Here is a 19,087-nt window from a genome sequence, read left to right as displayed (position 1 = left end):
TGTAAAATGTAGTACATTTCCACTTTATAAATATCACCCTATATAATTAATTACCATGGATGAAAATTTAGAGAATGGGATTCAATTATTTGACTCATTGATTTATATACTCGGAGATAAAAATGCGCCCACATTTGAAAATGCGGATCTTGAAGTAGAACATGCTTATAGGTGCCTTTCCAATGAGGTTTTTGAATTGATCATTCATCCGAAGGAACTAAAGGAATCGCCAGGAGAAATGATGGCTGATCTTTTAAGAATGAGAACCAATGCCATAGTACTTGTGCAACAGATTCGTCAAAGAATTGCTTCTGAGCAAGAAGGGGACATGGCTTCTGACAATTACGATAGATACGGAATCGCCCTGCTTATTTTGAATAAGCTGGACGATTTGGTTCAGTTGCTTTACGATTCAAGAAAGCAATCAAAGGATCTGGGAATTTAATTTTGGATCAGATATAAGTTATTTTACCTTTATCAGCCAGGGCAAACCTTAAATAAAAAGTGGTGCCTTCAGACTCGGTACTTTTAAAATCTAACTCTATTCCATACTGTTCACAAATATTTTTGGTAATGTGCAAGCCCATGCCTGTAGTTTGTTCTCCTGATGTTCCGGCGCGTTTGGCGGTGGTATACCGCTGGAAAAGAAAAGGCTTAAATTTGTCAGGGATCCCAATGCCATTATCTGAAATACTGACCAGGCAATAACCGTCTTCAGGGCTTGCTTTGATGCAGATTTTTCCCTGTTCCCTGGTGAATTTTAAAGCATTGGTCAAAATATTGTCTATAGCCCTTCTAACGGTTTGAGCTTGTCCAAAAGAAAAGATTTCTTCTGAAGGAAGCAAGACCTCCATTTCAATGCTTTTATTCAGTACACTAATTTGTATGTCGGCAATGCATTCTTTTAATAAGGATACAATTTCTATGGTTTCACCCTGATCGGATTGTTCGGTACTTTGCCGGGGTTTAAGCAATTCATTGATCAGGTTGCTGGCATTTACATAAGCTGCTTTTGCTGAGGAAATCAGTTCCTGGTCATCGGATCCTTCCAGGCTGTCTTCCAGAATATTAATAATACCCATCATATTGGCAATGGGCGTCCTCAGGTCATGAGCCACATCCTGGATGTTTACATTGCTGAGTTCAATAGATTCGATCAGATGACTGGTCATGTCATTTTTATAGATCGTACCAATCAAAAGATCATCTTCATAAACTGCCAGAGTATCGCTTCCGCTGCGCTGCATCATTTGGAGTACCTGCGGAACGGTGTCCCGCGGGCTTACTTTTGGCTTTTCGGATAAACAATCAATAACCAGATTGTAGTTGTTGGTAATGATGTCGTTTGCGGTAATTAGCCCTATTGGGCGTTCGTCCATTAAAACGACTGCTCCACCGTGTGCAATGATTTTATGTTTTATTTGTTTAACGGCATTATAGGCATCCACTGTTGTATAGTTCCCGTTCACGAAAGGCTTTATGTTCATGTCAGATGCTGTTAACCTCGAGATTTTCGATAGAGATATTGATTTTAAAATCCACACGGATCAGTTCCCCTTCAGATACAAAAGGAAAAACGTTCTGGTTCAAAATATGCAAGACTTTATCTACAGGCATTTTTTTTAGTATGTGCTTGTTGACAAATACGGTTTCTACGCGTTCGTCTGTAATGTCCAGAATTTCAAAACCATTGGGTACCAGCATTTCAAAAGATTTGCTGAGTCCGATTTTTCCCTGTGAGCAGTTTTTTCCAACAATGAGGATGTCCTGAAAGGGGGGGAGTTTAATCTCTTCGAAATTAAGGTTAATAGAGTATTTAATGTTGCGTTCGATCATGAATGTTTTAGGTTGAATTTTAACCATGATATTAGGGATACTTGGTTCTTTTGAGATAATTAATTTTAGTAAATCAAATATAGGATTTTTTTGATTTAAAGATTAAAACTACAGCGGCTTGTTTAAAAAGTTGTTTTTCTATGTGGTTGAATTTCAGTGTTATTTGTAGGCTTATTGTCAATTTATTGCAATTTGACAACATACCGGGAGCCTTAAAGGGTACTTTCTGGTGACTTTATGACTTTTTGCATTTCAAAGGCTTTAATCTTTTTGTATTTACAGGGCAATTGGTAAATTGCCAGAGCCTGTAAAAAACAATCCTATGATGAATAAATTTATTTCTTTAATGCTGTTTGTTTTTTTTTACACAGCAGCTGCTTATGCTCAAACTGAGCTGAATAAAAACGATGTTGTTTACAATGAAAATTTTGATGCGATTGGTTTGGAACAGAAATTTCTAAAACCCGACAGTTCTAGGCTGGAACCAAACAGTTATGTGCTGCATACCATCAGAAAAAGAACGGACCTTGCCATATTTTTTACCATTAATGCAAATGGAAAAACGGAGGGTAAAATCAAAGTAATGACAGGAGAGAAGCTTTTGGTAAATTGTTTTGTACAGGACGGTCTTGTTGAACGTTATGAAAAGTACAATGGCAATACCGGAAAAAAGATAGAAGAAATTTATGGTCGGGGCGATACGGTGGTTTCCAGGTACTTTAGTAAGAATATGGAACTAAGAGGGGAGTATAAAAATTATAAAGGTAAAACTGTTTATGAGTATAATTGCTCTTATGACCAGGAAACAGACCGTTTACTTTCCTGTTCACTCCGGGATGAACAACAGGGATTGTATGAAGAGTATGATCATGGGATCTTAAAAAAGCGAAGCAGGACCAAGGGGCTCGGTACTGGCATTAAAGAACTGACAGAAGAGTTTTCATCTCCAGGAAAACTGTCCTCTAAAGAAATAGAATACAGTAATGGTAACGTGAAAAAAATACTGGCTGATGGAAGTTATACTTTTAAAAGTTTAGTTTCCGGCAGGGTGCTGATTAAAGAATTCAATAAAAACGGAAAATTGATCAGAGCTTACAACGAGGTTTACGTTTCTGCCCCAGCTAGCAATTAATTATCTTTTCATACCTTGAAGCAATAGAGAAGCGCCACTTCCCAGTACAGCGCCTGCAGCTACATCCGTAGGATAATGAACACCGAGGTACATTCTGGAGTAGCCCACTGAGCCCGCCCATAAAAAGGCAGGAGCAATTACATACCATTTTGGATAAGCCATAGACAGTGCTGTAGCGGAGGCAAAAGTTGTTGAAGTATGTCCAGAGGGGAAAGAAGTACTCGACGGCCGGGTTACAGGTACAATTCTGATGTTCTGGACAAACGGCCGGGGCCTTTTGACCAGGTGTTTGATCAGTTGAGTCAATCCAAAAGAAATGGCTGTGCTACTGGCTACATAGAGGGCATTTTCTCTCATCTGTTTGTCTTTGCTAATGATCCCCCCAATGAGTAAACCAGTAGGTATTCCAACTTCTACATATTGAAAGGTATTGGACAAAAACAGAAAAGTACCTGTTTGCTCCGGTGTACGGTGATCTGCCAAATGGAGCATAATCCGGTCATCAAAACGCGTTTTTTCAATTTGTTGCGCCTGAAGGTTTTTAGGAATCAGAATAAAAGCCTGGGCAGTGATCAGCATGCTAATAACTTGAATTTTTGCCTGTACTATTTTCATAAGTATAAATTTAGACGCTAACCAATTGATTTTTTACGGCATAGATCACTAATCCTGCAGTATTTCTTGAGTTTGTTTTTTGCAAAAGATTGATGCGGTGTCCATTGACTGTTTTGGTACTAATAAATAGTTTTTCTGCGATTTCTTCTGTAGTGTGCTGTAGACAAATGAGCTCTACAATTTGTTGCTCTCTTTTGGTCAATTTGGTATGCTGGGCATAGGGCTGGTTGGGTTTTATTTTTTTACCCATATTGTGTTGTATGGCACGAAGGGTTTTTTCATTAATATAAGAACCCTTTTCATGAACAGCATGAATTGCTTTTCGGACATCGTCGGGATCACTTTCTTTAACCAGATGTCCGTGGGCACCGTACTCAATTACCTTAGCTATAAAATTTTCATCATCATGAATAGAAAGCATTAATATTTTAATATCTGGAAAATGATTGGTTACCGCCTGGATCACGTCCAATCCATTAAATTCCTGCTCCCCTAAAGGTGGAAGTGAAAAATCGATCAAAAGGACATCGGGACGGAAGGAAGTCTGTTTTAGTTTTTCAATAACCGAATGACCGTCGCCGGATTCAAAGATTACTGACATGTTTGGCCAGTTTTGAATCAGGGATTTCATTCCTTCCCTGAAAATAAACTGGTCTTCTACCAGACCGATATGTATACCATTTTGAGCCACTTTATAAGAGTAATAGTTGTAAGATAAGAAAAAGCTTAAGAAGATAAAGGCAAAGGGATTTCAAATTTAACTGCCATCCCTTTGGAAAGGCTGGTATCGATATGATAACTTCCATTCATAACATTGATTCTGGCTTCTATATTTTGAAAACCTAATCCAGTTTTTGAAGGATCTTTTTTTATGGGCAGGCCTTTTCCATTATCCGAATATTCCACATGAAGCGATTGATTGATGTTGTTTATTTTGATACAAAGTAAGCTGGCTTCTGCATATTTTAAGGTGTTGTTGATCAGTTCCATCAGAATTCGGTACAGGTGCAATTCAATGAGTTTAGGATATCTTGCTTCTGAAGGCCCGAGTTCTAGTTCCAGGTTAATGTTCTCTTTGCCGCTAAATTGAGCCGCAGTACTTTTTAAACTTTCGAGTAACCCAAATGTTTCCAGGTGAACCGGCATAAGTTCATGGCAGATTCTGCGCAGGCTGCTCAGGGCATTCTCATCAATGGTTCTGATTCCTGCCAATGCGGTGGCAGGTATAACAGCCGATGGATGTTGGTTCTGTTGCTCCAGCTGCATCAGCTGCATTCTTATAATAGACAGCGCTGCACCGAGTTCGTCGTGCAGATCTGTTGCAATACGTTTTCTTTCTTTTTCCTGGACCTGAATGGTGGAAGAGAGCAATTCTTTTTGATGCATTAATTTTAAAGCTTCTTTGTCCAGCTGTTGCTGGTAAAAGTTACGTTGAAACCTTCTGACCAGAAAAATCACTGCCGTACAAATGATAAACAAGAGAATGGTTACTGGCAACAATATGCCTAGAAAACTTAATTCTTTGGTCTCTTCCATATGGCGATAAAAAAACAGGTGTACATGGTTACTGAAAAAAAAGTATGTCCAATCCAGGCGTAGCGGCTCATTAAAACAGAAAAGTGCGAAATGATATCTTCGTAATAAAAGATCAGTACACTTGAGGTATAGTAAACCAAAATTCCCGAATTGATCCAGTTTATACTCACAGCGTCTGAATTTTTTGTTGTGGTTTCTAGGCCGTTCATACTAAAAACAAACCAGCACAATGAAAAGATAATCAACAAAATAGATTCGGTGGTTAATGCATAGGTATTGAAAGTTAGGATCTTTTGAAAAAACAAAGTATTGATTAATGTGAACGCAGTGAACAGGAGTATAATCAGATTGAAAATTTTTGGTTTTATAAACGAACTAAGTGTTTTTTTATAAAACAGGCCCATTATTATAAATCCCCCTGCTACATAAATATGCAGCAGGGGTAAGTTGTTTTTTTTTAAAAACCATAATAATGTGGAGCCGATCTCAATAATGCAAGACAGGAACAGAAACCAATAAAATAGTTTTAATCTTTCATTGACTTGTTTGTAGGTCCTTAAAGCATACAAAGCGGCAATCAGAACTGGTATGCTACCAATAATTAAAATGATTTTCGTTAATTCTTTCATTAAGCCTGGTACAATACGCTGTCTGTATCACAAGTGTTTGGGCATGGTTTGGTAAAGTCATAGACGTATTCATCATCTTCTAAAATACGTCCATTACCTGCTGGTCCTTTTGGAATACAGTCCTGGCCTTGTTCATTTACAGGAACCAGGAAAAGTTTAAAGTCACTGTCCTGGTCTCCGTCTTTTTTTCCAATGTAAACGCGCACTTTAGGAAATTCGAAGCGAAGGTCAGTAGCGCTCACCCCCATAGCTTCCAGCAGTTCAATGGAATGCAGGGTAAAAGCTTTAAGAATGTTACTTTCCTTAACCTGAAATTGTGTTGTCATAAAATCTTTGTACAACCGGATGTCAGCCGTGGCTTCCTCTAAAGGAACCGCATAGAGCGTGTCTTCTTGTTTCATAATGTTTATTGAGTTAATTTTTGGTGTATTCAAAGATAGAAAACTCCTTATATATTCAAGAAAGTGATTCCCCTTAAAAATAGGGGTAAAGGAATAAAAAACCAGGTATAAGTACCCGGTTTTAAAAACAGGTAGTTATCATCTTATTTAAAAGTTTTATCCTTTCCATATTTGGATATTAAATTATTTCAGAATATAAAGAATCATGCTGGAATCAGATAAAAACACTACCGGAACCCTAAAGACTTATGTTAAAAGAACTTCTCTTCCCATAGGTGGGGGTGCAACAAGAGGAAATCGGGACACCGTCTTTTTGGGTGCCGGTAATTGTTTGGTTCCTTTTTATAAAGAAATCGGCATTAGTGCCGCTCTCATGGATCAGCAGCTCCCTTTTCCGGTACTCCCGGGTACCTTAGGGGGCTGTTTTTAATCGTAAACATTTTTATTTAATCATATAAACCAAAATCCTTTACCACGATGAACCTAATGGAAGATATTGACCCGGCAGTGCCCACAAGTGAATGGCTTGGACTATTTAAAAATGAAAAGGAACAAAGTAATGGAACAGCTGCATTACACAATGATTTGATCACCTTATTTGTAAATGATGCGATGTTAAGGTTGTCGGGTGACTACGAAGATGAAATTGAAGAAGAATTGGAAACCGATCAAGTACCTAAAGAAAATGTAGTTGCTTTGGAAACTGCAAAAAAAGCGACCGATGAACTGATGAAATGGCTTCAATCTAAATTTCCGACAAGATTGTGATCCTATAAAGAACTTAACAACGTCTCTCTCCAATGATTAAACCGGCATCCTGCAGCAATTGCAGGGTGCCATTTTTTTATCTCCTGTGGCATTTTCAGGAAATCAGGATTCTAGTGTTTTAGGCATTTTTTTGATTCTCCTGCGCACTTTCCAGGTAAACCAAAGGGTTTTTAATTTGACCACCAGGGGTTTTAAAAGATATTCTTCACCATCAAAAGTACTGCTGGCCATAGCCTCTGGCAGCAGTTCATATACCGATGTTCCAAGAAATGCAGCTATAGAATACAGATGACTTACTTTGACCTCAGTTTCCCCACGCTCAATCTTAGAATAAGCAGCCTGGGACATGCCTATAGCGTAAGCCACGGCATATTGAGAAATCTTTTTGTGTTCTCTTCTCTCACGTATCTTTTCACCAATCATCTTAACGGATTAAAATATTACCTGCAAATTAATTGTTTTTTTTTACAACTACAAGTTATACAATACAACTACTGGTTGTTGTCTGATTATTAGCTAGTTATGAGATTTGATTTAATTCTGAATGGGCAGAAGAAACAATCTAAAACTATATAAAATGAGAGAATTAACCGAAACAGAAGTTGTTGAAATTAACGGAGGAGAAACAGGAAAAGGAAGAGACAGCATGGATACCGCTGCCGAAATTATTGGCGGATTAATTGGAGGCGTTGCCGGGGCAATTGCAGGCTGGTTAGGCTGTGGAAAATAAAAATATAAATTATTTACCACCTGGATTTTAGGTGGTAAATAATTTCTGTGACTAAGACCGGCCTGAACAAAATCGCCAATGCCAAACCAATAAGGGCCCCTGTTAAATGAATTTTATGATTACTTTTTGATTTTTTTCTATAAATTAAAAACATTGCTATACAAATGACCAAAATGGCAAAAGTATAGTCGTAACCGTAGTAAAGCGGTAAAAACTTATATGGTTTGTTGGAATGGTCAAGCGGAAAATAAAGCATGGCAAAAATAGTAAAGGAAAAAGTAATCCCTGAAGCACCTACGCTTGTATAATTTATATTATCTTTTTGTAGCCATCCGGTAATGAGGTTACCCAAAACAGCAGAAAACAAAAATATAAACAACCAGATTATTTTTATTTGTACAGGGCTGTAACTTTCATTGAGAATTAAAGTTTCTACATCTTTAGCCATAATGTAAAAGATATACAGATTGATCAGTAAATGTTTCCATCCTTTGTGTACAAAAGCAGAGGTTAAAAGGGTATGGATTCTTTTTCCCCGGAAAACCTCATAAGGGTGAAAAAGAAGTGCATGATACAAAGGTTTATGATAGAACCCTATTATACTGACAATAAAAATGGAGATGGTGATCACGTAAGTGAAGGGCATCTGGAAAAATGATGGAAACATTGGGTTAAAATTACGAAACTTTTTTTCTAATTACCTTTTTGAAGGAAATGTAGCCATTTTCTTTTCTCTTCATTTGTATCTGTTAAATATTTTTCTATCCTTTGCCAACAAAATTGCTTAGAGCCAACCTACATCATATTCCTAATGGGAAATAAATCCAGTCTCAGAAAATTCTTTAGAAATACTTATTTCAAAATCACACCTTTTTTACCAGAAAATCCGCTGGTTAATATTTTTAATAAACATTTTGGACACCTCAGATCAGCGCAACTGCACAAACCGATGGACGCAGATGGAACCGAACTTCCTTGGTTTACCTATCCGGCTATTGAATATCTAAGTCAGCTTGATTTCTCAGACAAAACTTTTTTTGAGTGGGGTTCAGGTAATTCTTCTGTTTTTTTCTCTAAAAGAGTGAAATCGATTACTTCTATAGAAGCCAACGAAGAATGGTACAGTATAGGCCTTACCCGCCTAAGCAGCAATCAGAACCTGATTCTGGCCGCAAAAGATGAATATGCAAACCGTATTAAGGTTTCGGATAAAAAATATGATGTGATCATCATTGACGGAATTGTAAGAGAAGAATGTGCTGCGTTTGCCCCAGCCTATTTAAATGAGGGTGGAATGATTATTTATGACAATTCCGAAAGGGATCCTTTGGTGTGTAAAAGCCTTAGAGAACGGGGGTTTATACAAATTGATTTCCATGGAGTCGGGCCTGTAAATTTTTATTCCTGGACAACTTCTTTGTTTTTTAAAGATTTTAATTTTAAACCCAAAGAAAATCAGCCTGTTGTGCCAAGAGGGGGAATAAAATAAGACCTTAACCTATATACTTTACCTTGGCAGGTACGTTGAAGCCTGATTTTGTACGGGCTGTTTGTTGGCTATAAATTATTATTTGTAGCCAATTTTTTTTGTGCACCTCATCTTTCTGTACTTATGTACATTCACTTTACTAGCCGCATACTATTTTGAAATACAACCACAGGTTGTTGTGCATCCCCTTAAATCCTCACAGCTTTGTATAGAAAAATGCAGCTGATGATATGATAATGGTTAAAGTAAACCCCATAGTAACCTGGAATCATAACACGGTTGTGTTCGTTTGGTTGTTTGTTGTTATTGCTCTCGAGTCACTCCCTTTTATACCCGTACACCTAGGTGTACGGGGGAGTGGTGTCTTTTCTGTGCTTTTAAAAAATGACTCTACACTACCTGTAAGAAATAAGTATCTATTGGAAGCTTAATCACAAGGAACGGCAAACATGAAAACAAATGTTAAACAAAGGGACGTCACAGATTGCGGGGCAGCATGTCTTGCCAGTGTGGCCGCACATTATAACCTGAAATGGCCGGTCGCCAAAATCAGGCAATGTGCGGGTACAGATAAAAAGGGGACGAATATTCTTGGGCTCACCGAAGCTGCAAAGAAAATGGGTTTTCAGGCTAAGGGGGTTTATGCCAATTTTGATGATCTGCGTACGGTACCTATGCCTGCAATAGCTCATTTAATTGTAAAAGAGGTTTTGCATCATTATGTGGTTATTTATCAGGTACATGGAGCTTATGTAGAGCTAATGGATCCTGCTGAAGGAAAAATGATTAAAAAAGCTCATCAGGAGTTTAAAAAGGAATGGGATGGAGTGCTGGTCATTCTATCTCCGGACGACACCTTTAAACCTGAAGATACAACGACCAGCACGGTCAAACGTTTTGTAAAATTAATACATCCGCATAAATCTGTTATGCTGCAGGTTTTGCTGGCTGCAATTTTATATACGGTGCTTGGCCTCTCTACGGCCATTTATGTACAGAAAATAGTTGACCAGGTTTTAAAAGATCATAACCCCCAATTGTTGAATGTGCTTAGTCTGGGAATGTTTGCTTTATTGGGTTTACAGGTCCTTATTGGCTCATTGAGAACCGTTTTTACTTTACGTACCGGGCAAAAAATTGATAAAAGTCTTATTCTGGGGTACTATAAGCATTTGATGAAATTGCCCCAGCAGTTTTTTGATACCATGAGGATTGGGGAAATTGTTTCCAGGATTAACGACGCAGTAAAAATAAGGACCTTTATTAATGATATTTCTACCGGTGTGGCAGTGAATATATTGGTGGTGCTTTTTTCTTTTGGTTTGATGTTTAGTTATTACTGGAAACTGGCTGTTATGCTGATGGTTACGATTCCTTTGTATGTGCTGGTTTATTATGTGGTGAACTTAATGAACAAAAGGGTACAGCGCAAACTGATGGAGGACAGCGCCGAACTGGAATCGCAACTGGTAGAAAGCATCAGTTCTGCGGCAACGATTAAAAAGTTTGGTCTGGAGGATTTTGCCAATACCAAAACAGAGAAGCGTTTTATGGAATTAATGGGCAGCGTTTATCAGTCGGGCATGAACAGTGTTTTTTCTGCGGTTTCTACAGAAACCATTGCGAAGATATTTACAATAATTGTATTATGGGTTGGCGCAGGCTATGTGCTTAAAGGACAAATTACAGCCGGTGAACTACTTTCATTTTACACGCTCGTAGGCTATTTTACCGCTCCTGCTGCTTCGTTAGTTGGTGTTAACAAAGCAGTTCAGGATGCGGTAATTGCTGCCGACAGGCTTTTCGAAATTATGGACCTTGAAGCAGAGTCTGAAAATCAGAGGCTCAGTATCTGTCCTGATGAACTTGGTGACATTTCTTTTGAAGGCGTGAGTTTCCGTTATGGTACTAGGGTGAGTGTTTTTAATGATTTAAATCTGCGGATTGCAAAAGGTCAAACCACAGCAATTGTTGGCGACAGTGGCTCCGGAAAATCGACCTTAATGGCATTGCTTCAAAATATATACCCGATACAACAAGGTCATATTTTTATAGGTAAATATCCTGTAAAGGATATTCAGAATGTTGCATTGCGTAAACTTGTAGGGGTGGTTCCACAGCATATTGATCTGTTTAGTGGAAATGTAACAGAAAACATTGCATTAGGAGATCCATTCCCTAATGAAAAGGAAATTATGGAAATTTGCGAAGGTCTGGGTATTTTAAAGTTTATACATGAGCTTCCAGATGGTTTTAATACACAGTTGGGAGAACATGGGGTCTCTCTTTCCGGTGGACAAAAACAGCGTTTGGCCATTGCCCGTGCATTATACCGCAAACCTGAAATATTGCTTTTGGATGAAGCGACTTCTTCATTGGATTCCAGTGCAGAGGAGTATGTACAAAAAATGATTAATTATCTCTCAGAACGTGGAAAAACAATTGTTGTGATTGCTCACCGGTTAAGTACCATACAAAAAGCAGACAAAATTATTGTACTAAAACAGGGGCGTGTTTCAGAGCAGGGCACACATCTGGAACTGATGGAAAGACATCAGGATTATTATGGCTTTTGGAAAAAACAATGCCAGATGCCTGCCGGGCTGGAGCCGGTTGGCGGCTAGGTCAGATGTTTTTTTTGCATGGCAAAGAGTGGAGTTGGATGGGGTATTATGAAACAATTAACAGGAAACGAGATTTTAACGGCATTTTCAATAGGAGATTATTGTTTATCCGGGGCAGAGATAAAAAGAATTGACATTTATACAAAAGAGGAAGAACTTGAGTTGGATGTTTATATTGACCTGAGTTATTCAAGGTTCGAAAAACATGTTCAACTGAAGTTTTCTGAAGTATCTGCATATTCTCTTGTCGCTAACCCGGCAAATGGTTTTCGCCGCATAGAACAATATAAGTTCAATAAATGCAATGGCCTATATTACATTTGTTTTGATCCGGTAGCGTATAATCCTGGTATTTTAACACAAGACCAGGACTATATTTTATGTAAACAGGTCAAGGCCTTTTTAGCAGATTAAAAATAAAAACCACTTCGTTTGGAAGTGGTTTTTTGTTTTTCTTAGGTAGTGGAGGGCATCAATTGAATAAAAACGCACCTAAACTCATTAATGCCCGCCAGAGATTTTAAACGCCTGGTAAAAGCATAATAACAATAGTATCAGTGCTATTAATCGAAGGAAAAGAAGTAGATAGTTTTTCTTACCTGATTTCTTCATTCCAGTGTATTGCATTGTGTTTTGTGTTTTATATAATTTTTTAGTTATATTCTAAAGATTTTGATCTTTCTTTCGAAAATCAAACCTATTTTCTTTAAACTTGCCACAAAGTTAGAATGAAGTGGTATACGCATCAACTGTGTAAATACGCAGGTGGTCCAAACGACTTTTTCAAAAGAAAACGAAAATGGATTCCAAAAAAGATTACGGAGATTATTCGAAAAATTTTATTAGTGATGTGCCGGCTGATATAGAAAGTGCTGAGGCTTTGCATTTTAATCAGACTATACCGCGTTTCCCTGAAGAAGCCATTTATATTTATTCATTTAAGCTGAATAAAATGATTTACGCTTGTGGCTGGGAAGAGGTTGTCGGCTATAAGGACGATGAGATCAATATGCTGGCCATTGTAAATATGTCTGCACCGGAATTTGCTCCTTTTTCACATGATTTGAATGATAAGGCCTTAAAATTTATTCATCATAAAACAAAAGACCTTGAAAAATACAGTTTTACCATAGAATTAAAAAAAGTTCATAAAAATGGCTCCTTGGTGCCTATTTTGGCCAGGGTTGGTGTGTATAGTTCTGAAAACGGGAAAGTAACGGCAATTATAGGTCGTTTTCAAATTAACAGAAGTCTTATTTTTGGAAAAGTCATGCGCTATGCAGCTTATGGCCCCGAGAAGGAAAAGTTTGAAGAAGAGCTCAATAAGATTCTGTTTTCGCACCTTGCCATATCTGATAAGGAAAAAGAAGCCCTGGCGCTGGTCGCAAAGGGTTACTCTTTTAAAGAGATTGCGCATGAGCTCAAAGTTTCTCATTCTGCAATTGAGAAGCGGATTATTCCTTTGTACAAGCGATTTGATGTAAAAAGCCTCACACATTTGGTGAGTTTTGCTTATGACAATTCTATTTTACCTTAGTTCTCCCCATCTAGGTTTATGGTCACAATGTTGGATTTTTTTATTCCAATTTGCTGGAGCAGGCCCTGCCATTTTTCTTCCAGTAAATTTGTAGGATCGTCACTGCCCATTACCCATATAATGTTTTTTTCACGGATGTGTTTGAGGTTGTCCGGGCCGCAATCCACATTGTTGAGTAATTCGTAAAACAGGCTTGTACTGATGATGTCGCCTTTTACCGGTTTTCCCGGGTTAATGTCGTCAATGACCAACAGCCCGCAGTTTCTCCAGGTCCACAACTTATTGGGACTTTCGGCCGGATTATCTGTTCTTTCAAAAAACATGCTCAACAGCTTAACTGCCGTAATGTAGCTGCAGTAACCATTTTTTATGGATGCTTCGGTTGCAATACCAACCGAAAGGGTTGTTTTTCCACTTCCCCTGGAGCCAAAGATGAGCATATGTTTACCTTCTCCTTTATGGTCAAGATAATCCAGTACGGCTTTCTTGTGCTCGTCTTTTATTTTTTGGCTCCATTGACTTAAACGCAACTGGAAAGGGTATTCTGCATTTTGGATATACATTTTTGTCGTATACCAGTAGTATGCCGGATAGGCGATGACGATCAGTAAGGAAATTAAGGCCAGGAGCATCTGTGAATGGTAGCTGCAAACCAGACTGGCCGCAATAGCACCCATTCCAAAATAAGCCAGATCCGTTATCGTGTCAAAAGCAACATTTGCCCAGGCCGGACTAAAAGTATAGTCTGTATTTTTAAGGGCTTCTCTACGGGTAGAGGTTTTTAAAAGTAGTGGACCCAAAAAATTGTAAAGTTCAAATAAAATCCATGCGGACCATACGCCCAGTGATGCCCATAACTCCGGATAATGTAAAGCTGGTCTATCCTTGATCAGGGCATAGATTAAAATGGTGGGTATAAAACCCAGAGAAAAATGACCGAACTGATTGGCGAGCCAGGTATAAGTTAGGGTAACCCCCCGATAGGAATCTTTTCCAATCAGGTCTTTTTTTAATTGACCTATAACAGTTTTAGCGTTAATAAACTTCATGAAGGACTATCGAATTTTTGCTAAAAATAATTATTTTTCGTAAACTGAAAAACAGAGAAGTTTAATTATTAAAGTTTATTTCAGGTGGTTTGATTATAGACCTGGCTATAAAGAATTATCGAACTGCATGTCTTTTTTCTTTTTCATTCCCCCGAAATTGTAACTCATACCAAGGTAAAAAATACGGGAATTGTTTCTGGACAGTACATGCTGTACCAGGTATGGCCCTTGAAGATCTGTTTCCTGTTTGAGTGATTTAAAAACATCAGATAGTGTGAAGTAAACAGCCCCCTTTTTACTGAATATTTCTTGTCTGGCGCCCAAATTCATAATAAAAACCGGAAGATATTCTCCCTGTGGTGTTAAGCGTGCCGATTTGTAAATAGAATTGAGTTGCAGGAAAGTTCCTTTGCTCAGTGCATAGCTTGCATTTAGATTGGCCGACCAGGTGATTGTAGACTTTTTTGAACTGTAACCCAGATTAGAAGCGTCTATTTGATTGTAAAAGAGATTTGGGGTCAGGTTCACATTGAGTTTGTCATTAAGGTTACCTGAAATGACCAAATCTGCTCCGAATGCTTTATCATTCGCCAGGTTTTGTTGTTTGGTAACCAGCACGGAGTCATTTAAAGGAAGTGTTACAGCTGTAAACCGGTTGTAGGTATATCTGTAATAGATACCTGGGGTAATGCTGATTCCATTTTTTTTCCATTGGTAACCCAACTCCACCGAGTGAATGATTTCTGGAAGTAAATAGGGGTTCCCTACCTTTACATTTGTAGGGTCTGCATATTCCGGAAATGGATTGAGTTCGTCTCCTTCGGGTCTTCGCACCCTTCTGCTGTAATTAAGCTGAAGTTCCTTTTGTTCATTAATTCTATAGGTCAAATGGAGGGTGGGATAAATTTTAAAATAGGTATTTGGAATAACTTCCGAAGTGGTGATCAGTTTGGAATTCAGATCTGTATATTCTCCTCTTAAGCCCAGAAGAATGCCGAATTTTTTGAGCTGGCTGGTATAAGTCGTATAAAAAGCATGGATGTTTTCCTGATACATAAAACGGTTGGTTTTCTGTAAATCGGTTATAAATGCCTGTTTGGCCTGATCAAAAGCCGAAACATAAAAATCCTGGTCCTGGCTGTTGAATTGTCCGTCGTAGCCGGCCTCCAGTTTGTTGTTTTTGTTTAAAGGGTTTTCATAATTCAGGTTCACATGCTTGCTGTTTGCAGTTTGCCGTATCACAGTGTTGTCCATCTGGTTAGGGATAAGAGGATACCTGTAAGTATTTGTATAATGATTGTCTTCTACTTCGGGTTTGTGGTCTATATTAAATTCAAGTCTGATTCTGTGGTTTTCTTTTGTAAATTGATGCTCATAATAAACTGTGGCACTGCTGAGGGTTTCCCGTTCAAAATTTTCTCTTTTCCTGTCGTAGTCCTGATTGCCGTTTTTGATGCTTTCCACCTGTTTTAAAATGACATCATGTTTGTGCATTTCTCTCAGATAGTAGTTTCCGGACAGTCCGAAGCTGTTTTTGTCATCCAGGTTGTAATCAAGGCCAAGGGTGACAATATTTGAAAAAGGTCTGGATTTAGCGATGGTGTAATCGCTGTAATGATTTACAGCCAAAGTTTTTGGATCGGTTTGAACGCGGGTGTTTGAAATATTCCTCAGACGGTCATCCTGCTTTACACTGTAGGATCCAAATAGATTCAATTTTCCTGTGTTGTAATTAAGTGCAGTACTGGCATTATATCTTTCATTGTTGCCCGCGTTGGCTGTAACATTACCGTTTAAGCCTCTTTTTGTGTTTTTCTTAAGGATGATATTTATAATTCCGCCTGTGCCATCGGGCTTGTATTTAGCTGAAGGGTTGGTAATGACCTCGATTTTGTCTATACTGTTTGCTGGAAGCTGCTGTAGGGCTGCTGCTGCATTTTTCCCCATAAGAGGGGATTCTTTTCCGTTAATGAGTATCATTACCGATGAATTCCTGAGGCTTACATTTCCATCGATGTCTACCTGGACCAGAGGAACATTTTGGAGAACTTCGGTGGCTGAACCTGATTTTGAACTGATGTCCATGTCTACATTATATACTTTTCTGTCTATAGAATTGCTAAAAATGGCTTTTTTAGTACTGATCTCTACTTCCTTCAGGATTTTTTGATCTGCAGTCATAAAAATAAGGGGTTCGGTTCTGGTCTGGCCATTGCCTAGTGTAAATAATGGAGTTTGGTGATCATTGTATCCAACTAGGCTACAGGTAATGTGGTAGTTGCCCGGTGAGACGTTGATGAATTTAAATAAGCCTTTTGCATCGGATACCTCATGTCCAATGACCTTATTATGGCTGTCCCTAAGGACTACATTTACAAATTCCAAAGGTTTAGTTGATGTTTCACAAGTTTTTCCATTAATAATACCGCTTAATTGTGCTGATGCAGAATGGGTTATCGTAAATAAAAAGAAGCAAAGGCAAGTATAAATTTTAATCATGGATGTATTTTTCTGCATAATTAGTATTGAATTCTGTAGTATTTTTGAAGATTGGCAGCAGCAATTCTTATCTTCAAATTTTCTACAGCTTTGGGGCATTTATTTGCTTGATGATTTATAAGGGGTTAAAAAGGATGAAGTTATCTGCTAAATACAACAGGGTGAACCTGATTACTTCTTTTGTTGTACTGATCCTTACCGGTCTGCTTTATTATGGGGTCATTCATTTTATCCTTACCGATAAACTCGACCGGGACTTAAAAATCGAAGCAGATGAAATTATGGATTATGTGAAAACGTATCATAAACTTCCTCTGGCAGGAGATTTCAAAGATCAGAAGGTAGAGTACAGACTATTAAAGCCAGCTGAGCTTGTAGAAGAACATTTTTTATATACTGAATACAAGAATTTGCAGGAAAAAGAAATGGAACCCGGCAGGAGCCTGGTTTTACCAGTTGCACTTGGACCAGAAAAATATGAAGTCCGGATCACCAAGTCGAGGGTGGAGGCCGAGGACCTGATCCGGATTATTTTTTTAATTACTTTAGGTGTTACAGCCGTTCTACTGGTGAGTTTGTTGCTGATTAACCGTTTCGTGCTGAATAATTTATGGAAACCCTTTTATGGGATTTTGGATCAGTTAAAAGCCTTTAGCCTGGCTGACGATAAAGAGTTGAAACCCGAACAGACAAAAATAGAAGAGTTTATGGAATTAAATCGTTCCCTGGTGCTGATGTCTCAGCGGGTCAGGGCAGATTATAAGGACCTGAAAACTTTTACAGATAATGCTTCCCATGAAATGATGACGCCTTTGGCTGTGGTCAATACCAAATTGGATACGTTGTTACAAACAGATAGTTTCAGTGATCAGCAGGGTGAATTGATCCATGATATTTACAATGCGATGGGCAGATTGTCTAAGCTGAACCAAACCATGCTGCTTTTGGCAAAAATTGAAAATAACCTCATTCTGGATGAAGAACTGTTAAACTTTAAACAACTCCTGGAGCAAAAGTGTGTTCAGTTTCAAGAATTGTTCCAGCTCAATGAGATTAAATTACAGGCTGATCTTTCTGTCGTTGAATTGAAGATGAGCAGGTATCTTGCCGATGTTTTGCTGAATAATCTTTTTACCAATGCCATTCGGCATAACATGGCCGCAGGTGTGGTAGAGGTGTTCTTAGATCGTAAAGAACTTCGGATGAGCAATACCAGCAAACAAAAGGCCCTGAACGTGGATAAGATTTTTGAACGTTTTAATAAATCTGGTGATTCCGAAGGAATGGGGCTTGGTCTGGCCATATCCAGGCAGATTTGTAATCATTATAAATTTTCCCTGCAGTATGCATATCTCCGGGAAAAACACGTTTTTAGTATAATCTTTTAAAAAATCTATACGGTGCCTATGACCTGTTTCTTTAAAAAGTACGGCGTATTTATGCTGTTGTTTTCAACGCTGAGTCTTTCTTTTAGTGGTTTTGGCCAAACAAATGATTCGCTGGTAAAAGACAGTACGCAGCTGAAAAATCGCAGAAATCTAAAGAGCTTTATTCCCGGGGCAGCTGCCTTGGGTTATGGGCTGATCGCTTTAACAGGTGGTCCACTCAAAAATTTTGATCGGTATGTTGCCGATAAAAGAAATGAACACCACCCAAATTTTAACAGCAGTACAGATGACTATTTGCGGTATGCACCATTTGTTGCTTTATACGGACTGGAACTTATGGGAGTAAAAGGAAAGCATGGTTTTGCAGATAAAACGGCATTGATGCTTTTGTCCGGACTGGTGACTGTTGGTTCTGTTAATTTATTGAAAAAGGCAACCGATAAAGAGCGCCCGGACCATTCTAATTTTGTTTCTTTTCCTTCTGGTCATGCAGCAATTGCTTTTGCAGGTGCAGAATTATTAAACCAGGAATATGGTGATGCTTCTGTCTGGTACAGCATTGGCGGTTATACCATTGCTTCTGCAACGGCAGTTTTAAGAATATATAATAATGCACATTGGTTTAGCGATGTTGTGGCTGGTGCCGGACTGGGTATATTATCTGTTAAAGCGGTTTATTTGGTTTATCCCGCTGTACGCCGTCTGATGACTGGTCATAAAAAATTTAAATTTGCACTTTTACCATCTTATCAAAACCGTATGGCAGGGATTTCCCTTTCCGGAAAATTCTAATTTTTTTGCCACTGGCATCAACTACAGAATTTCTTCATAATTGGGATATAGCTTAGTTTAAA

At 38.4% G+C, this 19,087-nt stretch carries 22 protein-coding genes; 11 read left to right on the top strand and 11 right to left on the bottom strand.

The features are described 5' to 3' along the window. Positions 1–55: 55 nt before the first annotated feature. Positions 56–445, top strand: coding sequence for a hypothetical protein (locus tag B0O44_RS03280; protein ID WP_110827248.1), 390 nt, complete (start codon positions 56–58; stop codon positions 443–445). A 7-nt stretch (positions 446–452) separates the two neighbouring features. Here the strand turns inward: B0O44_RS03280 and B0O44_RS03275 are convergent, their stop codons facing one another. Together B0O44_RS03275 and B0O44_RS03270 are read right to left on the bottom strand one after the other, a co-directional pair. Next, positions 453–1,487 (bottom strand): ATP-binding protein, encoded by a 1,035-nt coding sequence (locus B0O44_RS03275; RefSeq protein ID WP_110827247.1) that lies wholly within the window; start codon positions 1,485–1,487, stop codon positions 453–455. A 1-nt stretch (position 1,488) separates the two neighbouring features. Next, positions 1,489–1,863, bottom strand: a complete 375-nt coding sequence (locus B0O44_RS03270; protein ID WP_245943549.1) for a hypothetical protein — start codon at positions 1,861–1,863, stop codon at positions 1,489–1,491. Positions 1,864–2,158: 295 nt separating this feature from the next. On the opposite strand from B0O44_RS03270, the gene B0O44_RS03265 reads away from it, so the two are divergent. Beyond that, positions 2,159–2,968, top strand: coding sequence for a hypothetical protein (locus B0O44_RS03265; RefSeq protein WP_146229758.1), 810 nt, complete (start codon positions 2,159–2,161; stop codon positions 2,966–2,968). On the opposite strand, the gene B0O44_RS03260 is transcribed toward B0O44_RS03265, so the two are convergent. From B0O44_RS03260 to B0O44_RS03240, 5 genes are read right to left on the bottom strand one after another with little or no spacing between them, the layout of a single operon-like run. Next, positions 2,969–3,583, bottom strand: a complete 615-nt coding sequence (locus tag B0O44_RS03260) for a phosphatase PAP2 family protein (RefSeq protein ID WP_245943547.1) — start codon at positions 3,581–3,583, stop codon at positions 2,969–2,971. Positions 3,584–3,593: 10 nt separating this feature from the next. Continuing rightward, complete coding sequence (locus B0O44_RS03255; protein WP_110827245.1) at positions 3,594–4,274, bottom strand: response regulator transcription factor; 681 nt, start codon at positions 4,272–4,274, stop codon at positions 3,594–3,596. Positions 4,275–4,309: 35 nt separating this feature from the next. Beyond that, positions 4,310–5,119, bottom strand: a complete 810-nt coding sequence (locus B0O44_RS03250; protein WP_110827244.1) for a sensor histidine kinase — start codon at positions 5,117–5,119, stop codon at positions 4,310–4,312. After that, positions 5,098–5,748, bottom strand: a complete 651-nt coding sequence (locus B0O44_RS03245) for a hypothetical protein (protein WP_110827243.1) — start codon at positions 5,746–5,748, stop codon at positions 5,098–5,100. The genes B0O44_RS03250 and B0O44_RS03245 overlap by 22 nt, the downstream gene beginning before the upstream one ends. Next, positions 5,748–6,149, bottom strand: coding sequence for a hypothetical protein (locus B0O44_RS03240; RefSeq protein WP_110827242.1), 402 nt, complete (start codon positions 6,147–6,149; stop codon positions 5,748–5,750). The genes B0O44_RS03245 and B0O44_RS03240 overlap by 1 nt, the downstream gene beginning before the upstream one ends. 205 nt (positions 6,150–6,354) lie before the next feature. Between B0O44_RS03240 and B0O44_RS03235 the strand changes: the two genes are divergently transcribed. Together B0O44_RS03235 and B0O44_RS03230 are read left to right on the top strand one after the other, a co-directional pair. After that, complete coding sequence (locus B0O44_RS03235; RefSeq protein WP_110827241.1) at positions 6,355–6,579, top strand: hypothetical protein; 225 nt, start codon at positions 6,355–6,357, stop codon at positions 6,577–6,579. 47 nt (positions 6,580–6,626) lie between these two features. Further along, the gene (locus B0O44_RS03230) at positions 6,627–6,917 is read left to right on the top strand and encodes a hypothetical protein (protein ID WP_110827240.1); all 291 of its coding nucleotides are present in this window, start codon (positions 6,627–6,629) and stop codon (positions 6,915–6,917) included. Between the two features lie 102 nt (positions 6,918–7,019). Here B0O44_RS03230 and B0O44_RS03225 read toward each other — a convergent pair whose 3' ends face one another. Beyond that, a complete protein-coding gene (locus tag B0O44_RS03225; RefSeq protein ID WP_110827239.1) occupies positions 7,020–7,340 on the bottom strand; it encodes a helix-turn-helix domain-containing protein in 321 nt (106 codons plus the stop codon). A 154-nt stretch (positions 7,341–7,494) separates the two neighbouring features. Here B0O44_RS03225 and B0O44_RS24915 point away from each other — a divergent pair, with 154 nt between their 5' ends. Next, positions 7,495–7,647 (top strand): hypothetical protein, encoded by a 153-nt coding sequence (locus tag B0O44_RS24915; protein ID WP_170123256.1) that lies wholly within the window; start codon positions 7,495–7,497, stop codon positions 7,645–7,647. 13 nt (positions 7,648–7,660) lie between these two features. Here B0O44_RS24915 and B0O44_RS03215 read toward each other — a convergent pair whose 3' ends face one another. Beyond that, positions 7,661–8,314, bottom strand: coding sequence for a rhomboid family intramembrane serine protease (locus tag B0O44_RS03215; protein ID WP_110827237.1), 654 nt, complete (start codon positions 8,312–8,314; stop codon positions 7,661–7,663). Positions 8,315–8,458: 144 nt separating this feature from the next. On the opposite strand from B0O44_RS03215, the gene B0O44_RS03210 reads away from it, so the two are divergent. The 4 genes from B0O44_RS03210 (at position 8,459) to B0O44_RS03190 (ending at position 13,297) form a co-directional block, all read left to right on the top strand. Then, the gene (locus tag B0O44_RS03210; RefSeq protein ID WP_110827236.1) at positions 8,459–9,136 is read left to right on the top strand and encodes an O-methyltransferase; all 678 of its coding nucleotides are present in this window, start codon (positions 8,459–8,461) and stop codon (positions 9,134–9,136) included. Positions 9,137–9,585: 449 nt separating this feature from the next. After that, positions 9,586–11,760: a peptidase domain-containing ABC transporter gene (locus B0O44_RS03200; RefSeq protein WP_110827234.1), complete on the top strand. Its 2,175-nt coding sequence runs from the start codon at positions 9,586–9,588 to the stop codon at positions 11,758–11,760. 48 nt (positions 11,761–11,808) lie between these two features. After that, the gene (locus B0O44_RS03195) at positions 11,809–12,174 is read left to right on the top strand and encodes a hypothetical protein (protein ID WP_110827233.1); all 366 of its coding nucleotides are present in this window, start codon (positions 11,809–11,811) and stop codon (positions 12,172–12,174) included. A 385-nt stretch (positions 12,175–12,559) separates the two neighbouring features. After that, positions 12,560–13,297, top strand: coding sequence for a LuxR C-terminal-related transcriptional regulator (locus tag B0O44_RS03190; protein ID WP_110827232.1), 738 nt, complete (start codon positions 12,560–12,562; stop codon positions 13,295–13,297). On the opposite strand, the gene B0O44_RS03185 is transcribed toward B0O44_RS03190, so the two are convergent. Next, a complete protein-coding gene (locus B0O44_RS03185) occupies positions 13,294–14,346 on the bottom strand; it encodes a P-loop NTPase family protein (protein WP_110827231.1) in 1,053 nt (350 codons plus the stop codon). The two genes, B0O44_RS03190 and B0O44_RS03185, sit on opposite strands and share 4 nt — an antisense overlap. A gap of 105 nt (positions 14,347–14,451) precedes the next feature. Further along, positions 14,452–16,845 carry a TonB-dependent receptor domain-containing protein gene (locus tag B0O44_RS03180; protein ID WP_262512041.1) on the bottom strand — a complete coding sequence of 798 codons (2,394 nt, stop codon included), beginning with the start codon at positions 16,843–16,845 and terminating at the stop codon, positions 14,452–14,454. A gap of 134 nt (positions 16,846–16,979) precedes the next feature. Between B0O44_RS03180 and B0O44_RS03175 the strand changes: the two genes are divergently transcribed. Both B0O44_RS03175 and B0O44_RS03170 read left to right on the top strand, forming a co-directional pair. Next, positions 16,980–18,233: a sensor histidine kinase gene (locus B0O44_RS03175; protein WP_110827537.1), complete on the top strand. Its 1,254-nt coding sequence runs from the start codon at positions 16,980–16,982 to the stop codon at positions 18,231–18,233. 18 nt (positions 18,234–18,251) lie between these two features. Continuing rightward, the gene (locus tag B0O44_RS03170) at positions 18,252–19,025 is read left to right on the top strand and encodes a phosphatase PAP2 family protein (RefSeq protein WP_110827229.1); all 774 of its coding nucleotides are present in this window, start codon (positions 18,252–18,254) and stop codon (positions 19,023–19,025) included. The last annotated feature ends 62 nt before the right edge of the window (positions 19,026–19,087 follow it).

Origin of the sequence: Pedobacter nutrimenti (genome assembly GCF_003208655.1) — a bacterium.
Lineage (GTDB): Bacteria > Bacteroidota > Bacteroidia > Sphingobacteriales > Sphingobacteriaceae > Pedobacter > Pedobacter nutrimenti.
Note: the sequence above shows the minus strand (reverse complement) of the source record. Positions and strands in the feature narration are given on the sequence as shown.

Coding starts and splice junctions, on each gene's coding strand:
- B0O44_RS03280 (WP_110827248.1), top strand. CDS start 56: ATGGATGAAAATTTAGAGAATGGGATTCAATTATTTGACTCATTGATT.
- B0O44_RS03275 (WP_110827247.1), bottom strand. CDS start 1,487: ATGAACATAAAGCCTTTCGTGAACGGGAACTATACAACAGTGGATGCC.
- B0O44_RS03270 (WP_245943549.1), bottom strand. CDS start 1,863: ATGGTTAAAATTCAACCTAAAACATTCATGATCGAACGCAACATTAAA.
- B0O44_RS03265 (WP_146229758.1), top strand. CDS start 2,159: ATGATGAATAAATTTATTTCTTTAATGCTGTTTGTTTTTTTTTACACA.
- B0O44_RS03260 (WP_245943547.1), bottom strand. CDS start 3,583: ATGAAAATAGTACAGGCAAAAATTCAAGTTATTAGCATGCTGATCACT.
- B0O44_RS03250 (WP_110827244.1), bottom strand. CDS start 5,119: ATGGAAGAGACCAAAGAATTAAGTTTTCTAGGCATATTGTTGCCAGTA.
- B0O44_RS03245 (WP_110827243.1), bottom strand. CDS start 5,748: ATGAAAGAATTAACGAAAATCATTTTAATTATTGGTAGCATACCAGTT.
- B0O44_RS03240 (WP_110827242.1), bottom strand. CDS start 6,149: ATGAAACAAGAAGACACGCTCTATGCGGTTCCTTTAGAGGAAGCCACG.
- B0O44_RS03235 (WP_110827241.1), top strand. CDS start 6,355: ATGCTGGAATCAGATAAAAACACTACCGGAACCCTAAAGACTTATGTT.
- B0O44_RS03230 (WP_110827240.1), top strand. CDS start 6,627: ATGAACCTAATGGAAGATATTGACCCGGCAGTGCCCACAAGTGAATGG.
- B0O44_RS03225 (WP_110827239.1), bottom strand. CDS start 7,340: ATGATTGGTGAAAAGATACGTGAGAGAAGAGAACACAAAAAGATTTCT.
- B0O44_RS24915 (WP_170123256.1), top strand. CDS start 7,495: ATGAGAGAATTAACCGAAACAGAAGTTGTTGAAATTAACGGAGGAGAA.
- B0O44_RS03215 (WP_110827237.1), bottom strand. CDS start 8,314: ATGTTTCCATCATTTTTCCAGATGCCCTTCACTTACGTGATCACCATC.
- B0O44_RS03210 (WP_110827236.1), top strand. CDS start 8,459: ATGGGAAATAAATCCAGTCTCAGAAAATTCTTTAGAAATACTTATTTC.
- B0O44_RS03200 (WP_110827234.1), top strand. CDS start 9,586: ATGAAAACAAATGTTAAACAAAGGGACGTCACAGATTGCGGGGCAGCA.
- B0O44_RS03195 (WP_110827233.1), top strand. CDS start 11,809: ATGAAACAATTAACAGGAAACGAGATTTTAACGGCATTTTCAATAGGA.
- B0O44_RS03190 (WP_110827232.1), top strand. CDS start 12,560: ATGGATTCCAAAAAAGATTACGGAGATTATTCGAAAAATTTTATTAGT.
- B0O44_RS03185 (WP_110827231.1), bottom strand. CDS start 14,346: ATGAAGTTTATTAACGCTAAAACTGTTATAGGTCAATTAAAAAAAGAC.
- B0O44_RS03180 (WP_262512041.1), bottom strand. CDS start 16,845: ATGATTAAAATTTATACTTGCCTTTGCTTCTTTTTATTTACGATAACC.
- B0O44_RS03175 (WP_110827537.1), top strand. CDS start 16,980: ATGAAGTTATCTGCTAAATACAACAGGGTGAACCTGATTACTTCTTTT.
- B0O44_RS03170 (WP_110827229.1), top strand. CDS start 18,252: ATGACCTGTTTCTTTAAAAAGTACGGCGTATTTATGCTGTTGTTTTCA.